This window comes from Stutzerimonas zhaodongensis (assembly GCF_003696365.1).
GTDB classification, from domain to species: Bacteria; Pseudomonadota; Gammaproteobacteria; order Pseudomonadales; family Pseudomonadaceae; genus Stutzerimonas; species Stutzerimonas zhaodongensis.
Genome location: NZ_RFFM01000002.1, coordinates 1,163,457 through 1,177,056 on the forward strand (window position 1 = coordinate 1,163,457; position 13,600 = coordinate 1,177,056).

Annotated in this window: 10 protein-coding genes; 8 read left to right on the forward strand and 2 right to left on the reverse strand. The window is 61.6% G+C overall.

The window, feature by feature from the left end; translation table 11 throughout:
- The 5 genes from dgcA (at position 1) to EA797_RS13865 (ending at position 6,672) form a co-directional block, all read left to right on the forward strand.
- Positions 1–2,073: a dimethylglycine demethylation protein DgcA gene (gene dgcA, locus EA797_RS13845; RefSeq protein ID WP_122166079.1), complete on the forward strand. Its 2,073-nt coding sequence runs from the start codon at positions 1–3 to the stop codon at positions 2,071–2,073.
- A gap of 158 nt (positions 2,074–2,231) precedes the next feature.
- Positions 2,232–4,220, forward strand: coding sequence for a dimethylglycine demethylation protein DgcB (dgcB, locus tag EA797_RS13850; protein ID WP_122166080.1), 1,989 nt, complete (start codon positions 2,232–2,234; stop codon positions 4,218–4,220).
- Positions 4,221–4,299: 79 nt separating this feature from the next.
- Entirely contained in the window at positions 4,300–5,523 is a 1,224-nt protein-coding gene (gene etfA, locus EA797_RS13855; protein WP_122166082.1) for an electron transfer flavoprotein subunit alpha, read from the forward strand.
- Positions 5,524–5,612: 89 nt separating this feature from the next.
- The gene (gene etfB / locus EA797_RS13860; protein ID WP_122166084.1) at positions 5,613–6,386 is read left to right on the forward strand and encodes an electron transfer flavoprotein subunit beta; all 774 of its coding nucleotides are present in this window, start codon (positions 5,613–5,615) and stop codon (positions 6,384–6,386) included.
- A 40-nt stretch (positions 6,387–6,426) separates the two neighbouring features.
- A complete protein-coding gene (locus EA797_RS13865) occupies positions 6,427–6,672 on the forward strand; it encodes a hypothetical protein (RefSeq protein WP_122166086.1) in 246 nt (81 codons plus the stop codon).
- 241 nt (positions 6,673–6,913) lie between these two features.
- Here the strand turns inward: EA797_RS13865 and gbdR are convergent, their stop codons facing one another.
- Complete coding sequence (gene gbdR, locus EA797_RS13870) at positions 6,914–8,011, reverse strand: choline metabolism transcriptional regulator GbdR (RefSeq protein ID WP_122166088.1); 1,098 nt, start codon at positions 8,009–8,011, stop codon at positions 6,914–6,916.
- 413 nt (positions 8,012–8,424) lie between these two features.
- Complete coding sequence (locus EA797_RS13875) at positions 8,425–9,801, reverse strand: L-serine ammonia-lyase (protein WP_122166090.1); 1,377 nt, start codon at positions 9,799–9,801, stop codon at positions 8,425–8,427.
- Positions 9,802–10,498: 697 nt separating this feature from the next.
- Here EA797_RS13875 and EA797_RS13880 point away from each other — a divergent pair.
- From EA797_RS13880 to EA797_RS13890, 3 genes are read left to right on the forward strand one after another with little or no spacing between them, the layout of a single operon-like run.
- Positions 10,499–11,695, forward strand: a complete 1,197-nt coding sequence (locus EA797_RS13880; RefSeq protein WP_122166092.1) for a quaternary amine ABC transporter ATP-binding protein — start codon at positions 10,499–10,501, stop codon at positions 11,693–11,695.
- A gap of 3 nt (positions 11,696–11,698) precedes the next feature.
- On the forward strand, positions 11,699–12,586 hold the full coding sequence (locus tag EA797_RS13885) for an ABC transporter permease (protein ID WP_122166094.1): 888 nt from the start codon (positions 11,699–11,701) through the stop codon (positions 12,584–12,586).
- A gap of 31 nt (positions 12,587–12,617) precedes the next feature.
- Positions 12,618–13,562 carry a choline ABC transporter substrate-binding protein gene (locus tag EA797_RS13890; protein ID WP_122166096.1) on the forward strand — a complete coding sequence of 315 codons (945 nt, stop codon included), beginning with the start codon at positions 12,618–12,620 and terminating at the stop codon, positions 13,560–13,562.
- Positions 13,563–13,600 lie beyond the last annotated feature (38 nt).

The following is a 13,600-nucleotide window of genomic DNA, read 5'->3' on the forward strand; positions in this document are numbered from 1 at the left end:
ATGGCTTTCGAAGCAATGTTTCAGCCGATTCAGCTCGGCAAGCTGACCATCCGCAACCGCGTGATCAGCACTGCCCACGCCGAGGTCTATGCCACCGACGGCGGCATGACCACCGAGCGCTACGTGAAGTACTACGAGGAGAAGGCCAAGGGTGGTATCGGCCTGGCGATCTGCGGCGGCTCTTCCGTGGTGGCCATCGACAGCCCTCAGCAATGGTGGAGTTCGGTCAACCTATCCACCGACCGTATCATCCCGCACTTCCAGAATCTGGCCGACGCCATGCACAAGCACGGCGCCAAGATCATGATTCAGATTACCCACATGGGCCGCCGCTCGCGCTGGGACGGCTACCACTGGCCGACCCTTATGTCGCCGTCTGGCGTCCGCGAGCCGGTGCATCGTGCCACCTGCAAGACAATCGAGCCGGAAGAGATCTGGCGGGTAATCGGCAATTACGCCCAGGCCGCACGCCGTGCCAAAGAAGGTGGCCTGGACGGGGTCGAGCTGTCCGCCGTGCATCAACACCTGATCGACCAGTTCTGGTCGCCGCGCGTGAACAAGCGTACCGACGAGTGGGGCGGCACCTTCGAGGGCCGCATGAAATTCGGCCTGGAAGTGCTCAAGGCTGTGCGCGCCGAGGTGGGTGACGACTTCTGCGTCGGCATGCGCATCACCGGCGACGAGTTCCACCCGGACGGCCTCACCCATGAGGACATGAAAGAGATCGCCAAGTACTACGATGCCACCGGCATGGTCGACTTCTTCGGCGTGATCGGCTCGGGCTGCGATACGCACAACACCCTGGCCAACGTGATCCCGAACATGAGCTACCCACCAGAGCCGTTCCTGCATCTGGCTGCTGGCATCAAGGAAGTGGTGTCTGTTCCGGTTTTGCATGCGCAGAACATCAAAGACCCGAACCAGGCCCAACGCATCCTCGAGGGCGGCTACGTGGATATGGTCGGCATGACGCGGGCGCATATCGCCGACCCACACCTGATCGCCAAGATCAAAATGGGCCAGGTTGACCAGATCAAGCAGTGCGTCGGCGCCAACTACTGCATCGACCGCCAGTATCAGGGCCTGGACGTACTTTGCATCCAGAACGCCGCGACCAGCCGCGAATACATGGGCCTGGCGCATATCATCGAAAAGACCACCGGATCCAAACGCAAGGTAGTCATCGTTGGTGGCGGCCCGGCGGGGATGGAAGCTGCACGCGTCGCGGCCGAGCGGGGCCACGACGTCACCCTGTTCGAGAAAAAGGACAGTCTTGGCGGGCAGATCAGCATTGCCGCCAAGGCGCCCCAGCGTGACCAGATGGCCGGCATCACCCGCTGGTTCCAGCTTGAACTGGCGCGTCTGAACATCGACCTGCGTCTGGGCACCGGCGCAGATGTCGACACCATTCTCGACCTGCGTCCGGACATCGTGGTGCTGGCCAACGGCGGCCATCCTTTCATCGAGCAGAACGAGCACTGGGGCGCCGAAGAAGGCCTGATCGTCAGCAGCTGGGACGTGCTCGACGGCAAGGTCGCGCCGGGCAACAACGTTCTGGTCTACGACACCATCTGCGAATTCACCGGCATGTCGGTGGCTGACTTCATCGCTGAAAAAGGCGCCAAGGTCGAGATCGTCACCGACGACATAAAACCCGGCGTGGCCATCGGCGGTACAAGTTTCCCGACCTACTACCGCAGCCTGTACCCCAAGGAAGTGATCATGACCGGCGACATGGTGCTGGAAAAGGTCTACCGCGAGGGTGACAAGATGGTGGCGGTACTTGAGAACGAGTACACCGGCGCCAAAGAAGAAAGGGTCGTCGATCAGGTGGTGGTTGAGAACGGTGTACGGCCGGACGAAACGCTCTACTACGCACTCAAGGAAGGCTCGCTCAATAAAGGGCAGGTCGATGTAGAGGCGCTGTTCGCCATTCAACCGCAGCCCTGCCTCGCCAGTCTTGATGGCAAGGCTGCCGGTGGCTATGTGTTGTTCCGCATTGGCGACTGTGTGGCTCAGCGCAACACCCATGCGGCGATATATGACGCGCTGCGGATCTGCAAGGACTTTTAAGCCCGTCTCCCCTCTCCCACCGGGAGAGGGGCCGGGGGTGAGGGAGGGTTGGCGCTACTGAGAGATCCAGGCGCCTGACAGAACCCTCACCCCAGCCCTTTCCAAAGGGAAAGGGCGCTATCCGTGCCGCTTTCAGGTCCCTCTGAGGAGACCATACGATGTTGAACACCCTACTCCCCATCCTGCTGTTCGCCGCCCTCGGGCTCGCGGTGCTTGGCGCCGGCAAGCGCTTCGCCATGTGGCGTCGTGGGCGTCCCTCGAAGGTCGATTGGCTGGGCGGCCTGATGGCCATGCCGCGACGCTACCTGGTCGACCTGCACCACGTAGTCGAGCGTGACAAGTACATGTCCAAGACGCACGTCGCCACCGCTGGCGGCTTCGTGCTGGCCGCGATACTGGCGATCGTTGTGCATGGCTTCGGTCTGCAGAACCGTATTCTCGGTTTTGCCCTGTTGGGTGCCTGCGTGCTGATGTTCGTCGGCGCGTTGTTTGTCGCCAAACGCCGCCGCAACCCGCCAGCGCGGCTGTCGAAAGGCCCTTGGATGCGCCTGCCGAAAAGCCTGCTGATGTTCTCGTTCAGCTTTTTCATCGCCACCCTGCCGGTGGCCGGCATTCTGCCCGAGGGCTTCGGGGGCTGGATATTGGCGGCTGTCCTGGCTGTCGGCGTGGCCTGGGGTGTGTCGGAGATGTTTTTCGGCATGACCTGGGGCGGGCCGATGAAGCATGCCTTCGCCGGTGCCCTGCACCTGGCTTTCCATCGTCGTCCGGAGCGATTTCGCAGCCCGCACAATGCCAGCGCGGCGCGCTCCAGCGGGTTGAAGGCCCTCGATCTGAACGACCCGAACGCACCGCTGGGCGTGGAAAAACCCAAGGATTTCACCTGGAACCAGCTGCTCGGCTTCGATGCCTGCGTGCAGTGCGGGCGCTGCGAGGCCGCGTGTCCGGCGTTCGCCGCAGGCCAGCCCCTGAACCCGAAAAAGCTGATCCAGGACATGGTCGTCGGCCTGGCCGGCGGCAGCGACAAAGGCTATTTCGGCAGCCCCTATCCGGGCATTCCTGTCGGCGAGCATGGCGGCAATCCGCACCAGCCAATCGTCTTTGCCGAGGGCAAGGGTCTGGTCGAGGCGGAAACCCTGTGGTCCTGCACCACCTGCCGTGCATGCGTCGAGGAGTGCCCGATGATGATCGAGCACGTCGATGCCATCGTCGACATGCGCCGCCATCTCACCCTTGAGAAAGGCGCCACGCCGAACAAGGGCGCCGAGGTGCTGGACAATCTGATCGCCACCGACAACCCCGGAGGCTTTGCTCCTGGCGGGCGACTCAACTGGGCGGCTGACCTCAACCTGCCGCTGATGAGCGAAAAGAAGCAGGCCGAGGTGCTGTTCTGGGTCGGTGACGGCGCCTTCGACATGCGCAACCAACGCACCCTGCGCGCCTTCGTCAAAGTCCTGAAAGCTGCCGAGGTGGACTTCGCCGTGCTCGGCCTGGAGGAGCGCGACAGCGGCGACGTTGCACGCCGGCTCGGCGACGAGGCGACCTTCCAGCAACTGGCCAAACGCAACATTGCAACCCTGGCTCAGTACCGCTTCCAGACCATCGTCACCTGCGACCCGCACAGCTTCCATGTGCTGAAGAACGAGTACGGCGAGCTGGGTGGTCGCTACGAGGTGCTGCACCACAGCACCTACATCGCCACCCTCATCGCCCGCGACAAGCTGGATCTTGGCAAGCACCAGAGTGCCAGCGTCACTTATCACGATCCCTGTTACCTGGGCCGTTACAACGGCGAGTATGAAGCGCCGCGCGCCGTGCTCAAGGCGATCGGGATCGAGGTCAAGGAAATGGCCCGCTCCGGCTTCCGTTCGCGCTGCTGCGGTGGTGGTGGCGGCGCGCCGATCACCGACATTCCCGGCAAGCAACGCATCCCCGACATGCGCATGGCCGATATCAAGGAAACCGGCGCCGAAGTGGTGGCCGTGGGCTGCCCGCAGTGCACAGCAATGCTCGAAGGCGTGGTTGCGCCGCGGCCTGAAATCAAGGACATCGCCGAGCTGGTCGCCGAGGTGCTGATCGAAAGCACCAACACCCCTGCAAAGAAACGAGCAGTGGCCAAACATGAGGAAGTAGCGGAGGTGCATCCATGATCATCCAGCATCGCCGCGCTGAGCCGCTCGCGAACAAGCTCGCCACTACGATGAGTGCCCTGAACCCGGAGGCTTCGTCATGACTGTGATCCGTCGCGACCCTCGCACCGAGTGGATCGCCCGCAACCGTCTGCACCCACTGCATGCCGCCATGCAGATCAGAGGCGAGACAAGCTGGATGGGCCCCAACGGCGTCGTTCGTAAAGACCCGCATGCGGTCGGCTTCATCGGCCCCAACGGGATCAAACGCATCGATCGCAGCGGTGCCCAGCAAGGCGGCAGCGGCCGTTCGGCCACCGCCAAAGATGTCGTGCTGCTGCCGCTCCACCGCATCGAGCATCCGAGCTTCTACATCGTTGCCGTACCGGACATGCCAGGTGGCCGGCTCTCCAGCCACGACCGGGATCTGCTCGGCCTGGCACGCAAGCTCGCCGGGGCGCAGGGAGCGGTGTTGGCCATCCTCTTCGGCGATCACAAGGAGTCCGCCCTGGATACCGCTGGTGTCGATCGCCTCCTTCATCTTGAGGGTGCCGAATACGAAGGCTACGCGCCGGAGCAACGTCTGCAGGCGCTGGTGGCAGTTGATCGTCAGTTTGCTCCGCGCCACTGGCTGTTGCCCGACAGCCGCAGCGGTGGCGCAGAACTCGGTCGTCGTCTGGCCGCCAAACTCGGCGAACGCCCTGCGACACGCGTTTGGCAGGTGGACGAGACCCATTGCACCGGGCGCGCAGGTGCTGGCCTCAAGGACCTGCAGCGGCCGCTGCCGAAGCTGGTGCTGGCCGCCGCCGAATGCGCCGAGCCTGTGGCCGATACTCGCCATGAAGTACTACCGATGTCGCTTCAAGACGCTGTGGCTCGCAGCCTGCCGCGGCTGGAGAATCTCGGACCGGTTGCCGTCGATCCCGCGCTGATACCCATGGCCGAGTCGGAATTCATCCTCGCCGGTGGCAACGGCGTGAAGGACTGGGACCTGTTCCATCGCGCCGCAGAAGTGCTCGGCGCTACCAAGGGCGCGTCCCGCGTCGCGGTCGACGATGGATTCATGCCTCGCCATTGCCAGGTCGGCGCGACCGGCACCTGGGTTACCGCCCGGGTCTATCTGGCGGTGGGTATTTCCGGGGCCGTCCAGCATCTTCAAGGAATCGGCGCTTGCGACAAAGTCGTGGCGGTCAACATGGACCCAGGCTGCGACATGATCAAACGCGCGGATCTGTCGGTTATCGGTGACTCCGCCGCGATTCTCAAGGCGCTGATGGAGCGGGTCGCCGAATGGCGCCAGGGAGGACAACGTGATGCCGCTTGAATGGGAAGGGTGTATGCCAATTCATGCATCCACCGTCACCACGTGCTGGTGGATCGATGAAGCGCGATCAACGCTACGGAGCACCCGTCATGACTGACTTGAACATCATCGCGCTGGTATCGGTCGGCACGCATCCGACCTCGGGACGCACCCGCCGAGCCGAGCAGGACGCCCGTGCCGTGGAGCTGGGGCTGCGTCTGGTCGGGGAACGGCTGCAGTTGGTGCATGCCGGCAATCCCGAAGAGGAAGCGCTGCGGGGCTACCTCGGGATGGGTCTGGAAGAACTCACCGTGCTGCAGCAGCCGCCGGGGGCCGACGCCCTGCCCGTCCTTGCCGAGTACCTGGTCAACGCCGGGGTACAGATGGTCTTGACCGGCAGCCAGGCAGAAACCGGTGAAGGCTCGGGCATGCTCCCCTACCTGCTGGCCGAGCGACTGGGCTGGCCGCTTGTGGTGGGACTGGCTGAGGTCGAGAGCGTCGAAAATGGCAGCGCCCTGGTGTTGCAGGCGCTGCCTAGAGGACAAAGGCGCCGGCTCAAGGTGCGGCTGCCGTTTCTCGCCAGCATCGACAGTGCCGGGCCTGTGCCACGGCAAAGCGCGTTCGGCCCTGCCCGCCGTGGCCAGCTCGATGCCGAAGAGGTGGTCGTTGTCGAGGATGAGCTGTTCGCCCAGGCACAACTGCAACCGGCCCGCCCGCGCCCAAAACGACTCAAGGTGATCCATGGCAAGACGGCCGCGGACCGTTTGAAAGCCGCGACGGCCAAGGCGTCCGGAGACGGTGGGCAGGTATTGCGTGATCTGACGCCGGAAGCCGGCGCCGAGGCGATCTTCAAGTTACTGCGAGAGGAAGGCGTCCTGCGATAGCCGCGACGCCGTTTAAAGCTGAACCAAAGGAACCAGGACGATGATGCATGCCGATCTGATCGACCAGGACGATTTTCGTGATCGTCTCGTGTCGCTGGGTTTTGAAATACCTATGAACGCTTCCGCAGAACAAGCTTGCGAAAGGGCTGTAATGGGCCTTTCCCACGAGCGAGCGCAGGTACTGCGCAGACTGGTCGAGGACCTCCTGGGGGGTTCGGCCACATTGCTGCCCGCGGTGCGCGAGGCCATCTGCAGGAAATTGCTGCCGGCCTTGGTGAAGCCCTAGCAAGGAGCTGGGAAGTGACATGCGCCACTTGTATGCGTGGCGCCCGCTTACCCCTCGAAGGGTTGCTGAACATGAGATCAACGGGATGGGTAACGCTGCATGAGCATGAGCATCTGGAACCCGTTGGAGTCGCGGCTGGCTGAGGACATACCGGAAAATACAGCGCTGTTCAGGCGTTCGATTGTTCTGACCGGGCGGGAGGATCTGTCATCCCGCCAGGTCACTCATGCGCAAGCGCTGATCATATTCGGACGCTGGCGTAGGTCGACTCCCCCTGAGCGCGTTGCAGGGCTGCCATGACGGCTGGGTTCTTGTTGCCTTCATCGGGGCTCGGGATCATTGCGAGCACCTGCCCGGAATGCTGACCAGAACGCTCGTCACGTGGCGGAATGCCGAAGTACTCGCGGTAGCACTTGGAAAAATGCGGCGTGGAAACGAAGCCACACACCGAGGCCACCTCGATGATCGACATCGGCGTCTGCTTGAGCAGTTGACGAGCACGTATCAGCCGCAACTTGAGGTAGTAACGCGATGGCGAGCAATGCAGATATTTCTGGAACAGCCGCTCCAGCTGACGTCGAGAAACATTGACGTAGCAGGCCAGCTCGTCGAGATCGATCAACTCCTCAAGGTTGGCTTCCATCAATGCCACGATTTCCAACAGCTTCGGCTGATTGGTACCCAGCATGTGCTTGAGCGGCACCCGCTGGTGATCTTGCTCGTTGCGGATGCGTTCGCACATGAACATGTCCGAGATGGCCGCCGCCAGCTCACGCCCATGTTGGGCGCCGATCAGGTGCAACATCATGTCCATGGGTGCCGTCCCGCCGGAGGCAGTAAAGCGATTGCGGTCGATGGAAAACAGGCGGGGCGTGACCGTCGTGCGGGGAAAGGCTTCCTGCATGGCGGCCAGACATTCCCAATGCACGCTGCAGTCGAAGCCATCGAGCAGGCCGGCCTTTGCCAACCCCCAGCTGCCGGTACACACAGCACCCATCTGGCGACCATGACGGGCTTGAGCCTGCAGCCAGTGGACGTGGTCGCGGGTCACGCTGTGCAGAATGTCCACACCACCACACACAACCACAGCATCGAGCTTGGGCGCCGTTTCGAAACTGGCATCCGGCGAGATCTGCAGTCCGTCGCTGGCCATGACTGCCTGGCCGTTGTGAGTCACCGTGAACCAGCGGTAGAGCTCCTTGCCGGATAGCTGATTCGCCATCCGCAAAGGCTCCACAGCTGAAGCCAGGGAGATCAGGGTGAAATTATCCAGCAGCAAAAAGCCGATAGTCTGCGGGAGTCGGTTCGGGGGCTGTACCCCTGGGTTGATCTGTGACAATGGCGGACCCTCACGTAGGCATTTATGAGCCTTCGACGAGGCTCTTTTTATAATTTTCGACTCACTGGTCGAATCATGAATATAGCAAGGCAAACTGCATGCCTATTTTGAATGCGCGTTCAATAAAAGAATTTGAATCTGCTTCAAAGCCCTCGATAGAGGCCTCGCAATAGGCCGGGCAAGCCCTATGGGATCTGTCGGCAGCCTTGCGATTGCTGGGCCTGAGCACTTTCGTAGCAGTCCAGGGACCCCTCCTCGACAATATCTGAGTAGTGAAAACCGGCGGTAACACACAGGTAACAATAGGCGATCCTGCGGACGCACATGAGCGGCGGGACACTTGTTACCGCGCAAGCAATCCGTCGACTGCACCGCAAGCAGCCACCGAGGTCACGGCCATGCACGGATTCGGGTCAGCACTCGATGGCATTGACCGCCAGACCGCCGCGGGATGTTTCCTTGTATTTGTCATGCATGTCGGCGCCGGTGTCGCGCATCGTTCGGATCACTCGATCCAACGAGATGAAGTGCTCACCATCACCGCGCAATGCCATCTGCGCAGCGTTGATCGCCTTCATTGCGGCGATGGCGTTGCGTTCGATGCAAGGGACCTGCACCAGCCCGCCGACCGGATCGCAGGTCAACCCAAGGTTGTGCTCCAGGCCGATTTCGGCCGCGTTCTCCAGCTGCTCGGGCGTTGCACCCAAGAGCTCTGCAAGACCTGCGGCAGCCATGGCACAGGCAGAACCAACCTCGCCCTGGCACCCGACCTCAGCCCCTGAAATCGATGCATTCTTCTTGCACAGAATGCCCACCGCTGCCGCTGCGAGGAGGTAATTCACCACGTCGTCGTCGCAGGCTTCGGGATGAAACTTCATGTAATAGTGCAGTACCGCGGGGATGATGCCGGCAGCTCCGTTGGTGGGCGCAGTAACCATCCGCCCGCCGGCTGCGTTTTCTTCATTCACCGCGAGCGCGAAAAGGTTCACCCATTCCATGGCACTCATGGTGGAGCCGATGACGTTGGGTTTGCCAAGCTCCATGAGGTTCTGATGCAGCCTGGAAGCGCGCCGCCGCACATTCAGTCCGCCTGGTAGCACCCCCTCGTGCCGCAGCCCGTTGATCACGCACGCCTGCATCGCTTCCCACAGGCGCAACAGACCACTGCGCACTTCCGCTTCGCTGCGCCAGGCCAGCTCATTGGCCATCATCAGTTCACTGACGCGCAGCCCGTGCAGCTTGCACAGCTGCAAGAGCTCCACGGCGCTGGAGAAGTCATAGGGAAGTTCGGTGTGATCCTGATCCAGCTGGCCGGCAGCCGCTTGTTCGGCATTGACCACGAAGCCGCCGCCCACCGAGTAGTAAGTGTCCTGATAGAGCACACCCGAGTCGCCCTCGGCGACGAACGTCACGGCGTTGGGGTGATACGGCAGGTTCTCCTCGAGCAGCAGAAGATCCTTGGACCAGTCGAACGCAATCGGCCAGTGATCATCGAGCCGCAGTTGTCCGCAGGACTTGAGGGCCGCGATGCGGGGTGCTATCTGCTGCGGGTCGATGAGGTCGGGCCGCTCACCCATCAACCCCATGATCACGGCGTTGTCGGTGCCATGGCCGACACCAGTGGCGGACAGCGAGCCATACAGGCGAACCTCGACGCGCGAGACGCGTTCCAGCAACTTGCGTTCGCGCAGCGCACCGACGAACAGCGCGCCAGCGAGCATGGGCCCAACGGTATGCGAGCTCGAAGGCCCGATTCCGATTTTGAAAAGGTCGAATACGCTGATCGCCACGCTGAACACTCCACGGGATGTCACAAGTCGGAAGTCATCATCGGGCTTTTGCAGGCTGGGAGAAGTCTGGCACCGACGTACTCATATCCAAATCCGTCAGGCCGAACGCCGCCACAACGACCGGCGGTTACTCGTAGCGCGCTGGGTAACGCATATCGAATTACGTAACGCGCATGCACGGCAATTGCGGAGATGATCAGTCCGTTGTCGATGACTTTTAATTGATGCCATGTCGCCGGCCAGCATGTAGGGGTCGCAACCCGACAATCGCCGGCTCTGAAGGGGAATATCGTTAAATCATGTTCCCCCCGGCCAAGGATCAGAATGGTATCCGACGCCTATGAATGCTTTGCGTAGACCAATCGCAGCCGCACCGAACGACAGCTGCGCATAACAATAATGAATTTCGGCTCAGCGCCTCCCAAGCGAGGAGCCACGATGGTTTTGCTAGTACTGCCAGGACGGAAGTAGCTAACAGCACAGAGGTGACCGAAGAACGATGCCACGCCAGCCGCTGGGCGAGATGATCATTCATCCGCACCTGAGGCCGAGGCTCGTCGAGTCCCGCCGCCGCGCCGCTTCCATCCGCGAATGAGTCCACACACAAGCCATAACAGTTGGCATCAGCCGTAAGCGCTGCAAGGCGCGTGCGGTCTCCGTTTAGCTGATCTGGATGTCTACTGAGGGGAACCATCCCATGCGGTCTGGAAAAATCGTCGTCGAAAACCTCTACAAGGTCTTCGGCTCGCAGCCACAAGAAGCCATCGACCTGCTCAAGCAAGGCTGGAGCAAGGACAAGATTCTCGCCGAACGCGGCGCCGTCATCGGTGTAAGTGACGTGTCCTTCAGTGTCGAGGAAGGTGAAATCTTCGTGCTGATGGGCCTGTCCGGGTCCGGCAAATCGACGCTCATACGCCTGATCAATCGCCTGATCGAGCCCACTGCCGGCGATGTGTACATCGATGGGCAGAACGTCGCGAAGCTGCCCCACGCGCAGCTGATAGATCTACGCCGTCGCGACATGAGCATGGTCTTTCAATCTTTCGCCCTGATGCCCTCGCGCTCGGTTCTGGACAATGCAGCCTTCGGCTTGGAGGTTGCCGGTGTCGGCCGCAAGGAGCGTGAGGAGCGCGCCATGGCGGTCCTTACGCAAGTCGGCCTGGATACCTTTGCGCAAAAATTCCCGCACGAGCTGTCGGGCGGCATGCAGCAGCGCGTCGGCCTTGCACGCGCGCTGGCGGTGAATCCTTCGATGATCATCATGGATGAAGCCTTCTCGGCGTTGGACCCGCTCAAGCGCAGGGAAATGCAGGACGTGCTGCTGGAGCTGCAGAAGACCCATCGCCGCACCATCATCTTCGTCTCGCATGACATCGAAGAGGCCATGCGCATCGGCAACCGCATCGGCATCATGGAAGGCGGCAAGCTGATCCAGGTCGGCACGCCACAGGAATTGATCGACAACCCCGCCAGCAGCTACGTGCGCAATTTCTTCGACACGGTCAACACCAGCCGCTACCTCACTGCCGGCCAGCTCAAGACCAACAGCGTTCCGCTCTACGTACACAACGGCAAGGCACCAGATGCGTTGCAGGTGTGCCAGGAACTGCAGGCAATGGACAAGCACTACGCCTTCGTCGTCGACGAGGAAAACAAGTTTCGAGGCTCCATCAGCCTGGAACGGATCGCGCTGCTCGTCGAGAACGGCCAGACCTGCAGTCTCGATGCACGGGTGCTCAAGCATATCGACCCGCTGACCGAAGACCAGCCGCTCGACCAGGTGATCGAACGTCTGGTGGATAACGAGGGCCCGATGCCGGTGGTCGACAGCCAGGGATTCTACGCGGGCGCCATCAGCAAGGGCCGCCTTCTGACCCGCCTGCAGGAGGAATGAACCATGGATAAGCAACTGGATCTGGGCAGCTGGGTCGACAGCGTCGTTCAGCACCTGCTGGAAAACTATAGCGGCGCTTTCGACAGCCTTGGCGGCATCGTCAGCGGGTTCTCCGAAGGTATCGAGAGCTTGCTGATGCTTCCGCCCGCGTGGCTGCTCATCGCCATTTTCGTGGGCCTCGGACTCTGGCGCATTGGTGCCCGGTTCGCCGCCTTCACTGCCGTTTCCTTCGTGCTAATCGTGCTGACCGGCTTCTGGGAACAGACAGTCGTGACCCTCGGCCTGACGTTCTCCGCGACGCTGATCAGCCTGCTTCTCGGAATACCCCTCGGCATATGGTCGGCACGCAGTGAGCGCGTCGCCATGATTACCCGACCGGTTCTGGACTTCATGCAGACAATGCCGGCATTCGTCTACCTGATCCCGGCAGCGATGCTGTTCGGCCTCGGACGGGTACCCGGCATCATCGCCACGGTGATCTTCGCCATGCCGCCAGCCGTGCGGCTGACGAACCTTGGCATTCGTCAGGTCAACAAGGAGATCGTCGAGGCCGGGCAATCGTTCGGCTGCAACGGCCGGCAACTCCTGTTCAAGGTACAGCTGCCCAACGCGATGCCCTCGATCATGGCGGGCGTCAATCAGACCATCATGATGGCGCTGTCGATGGTGATCATCGCCTCGATGGTGGGTGCCGGTGGCCTGGGTAACGACGTGCTCGCCAGTATCCAGCGTCTCGACATCGGTCTCGGTTTCGAGAGCGGCATGGCGGTGGTACTGCTGGCGATCATCCTTGACCGGATTACCGAAAGCTTCGGCACGGCGAAACGAGCCACTGAAAAGGCCGGCTGGTATGCCTGGGTGAGCACCAAACTCCGGCTACAGCGTCAGTAGCCGCCAAGAACCGCAGACACAGGGAATCAGAATGAATAGGTTCAAGACGATCACGGGTATCGGCCTGCTCTCCTGCACGTTACTGCAGAGTGCATGGGCACAGGAGCCCGCCAGCTGCGAGAAGGTGCGTTTCGCTGAAATCGGCTGGGCGGATATCGCTGCTACGACCGGCGTGGCCATGGTGCTGACCGAAGGCCTGGGCTACGCGCCAAGCAAGGTGATGGCGTCGGTACCGATTGCCTTCACCGGCGTGAAGAACAAGCAGATCGATGCGTTTCTCGGCTACTGGTCGCCCTCAATGGACGCGGTCATCGAGCCGTTTACCAAGAACGACGGTGTCAGGGTTCTCGAATCGCCGAATCTGGAGGGCGCCAAATACACGCTGGCGGTGCCGAGCTACACCGCCGAAGCCGGCCTCAAGAGCTTTCAGGACATTGCCAGGTTCAAGGACCAGCTGGGTGGAAAGATCTACGCAATCGAACCCGGCAACGACGGCAACCTGCTGATCGAGAAGATGATCAAGAGCGACCAGTTCGGCCTTGGCGGCTTCCGCATGGTCGAGTCCAGCGAGGCCGGCATGCTTGTTCAGGTCCAGCGGGCAATCAGGAAGAAGGAGCCGGTGGTCTTCCTCGGCTGGGCCCCCCACCCTATGAACACGCAATACGACCTGACGTACCTCTCCGGCGGCGACGAGGTATTCGGGCCCGATTACGGCGCAGCCAAGGTCTTCACCGTAGTGCCGCCAGACTACCTGGAGCGCTGTGCGAACGTCGGCCAGCTGCTACAGAATCTGCAGTTCACCGTTGCTATCGAGAGCGAATTGATGGAGATGGCGGTCGAGCGAAACGATCCGCAGAGCGTCGCGAAAACCTGGATCAAGGCCAACCCGGCCATCCTGGACAAGTGGCTTGCGGGCGTGACCACCTATGACGGCCAGGACGGCATCGCCGCCGTGAAGAAGTTCGTCGGGCTCTGACGATTCCAGACGTTTGAAGCGAGGCGCGTCCAGGCGTG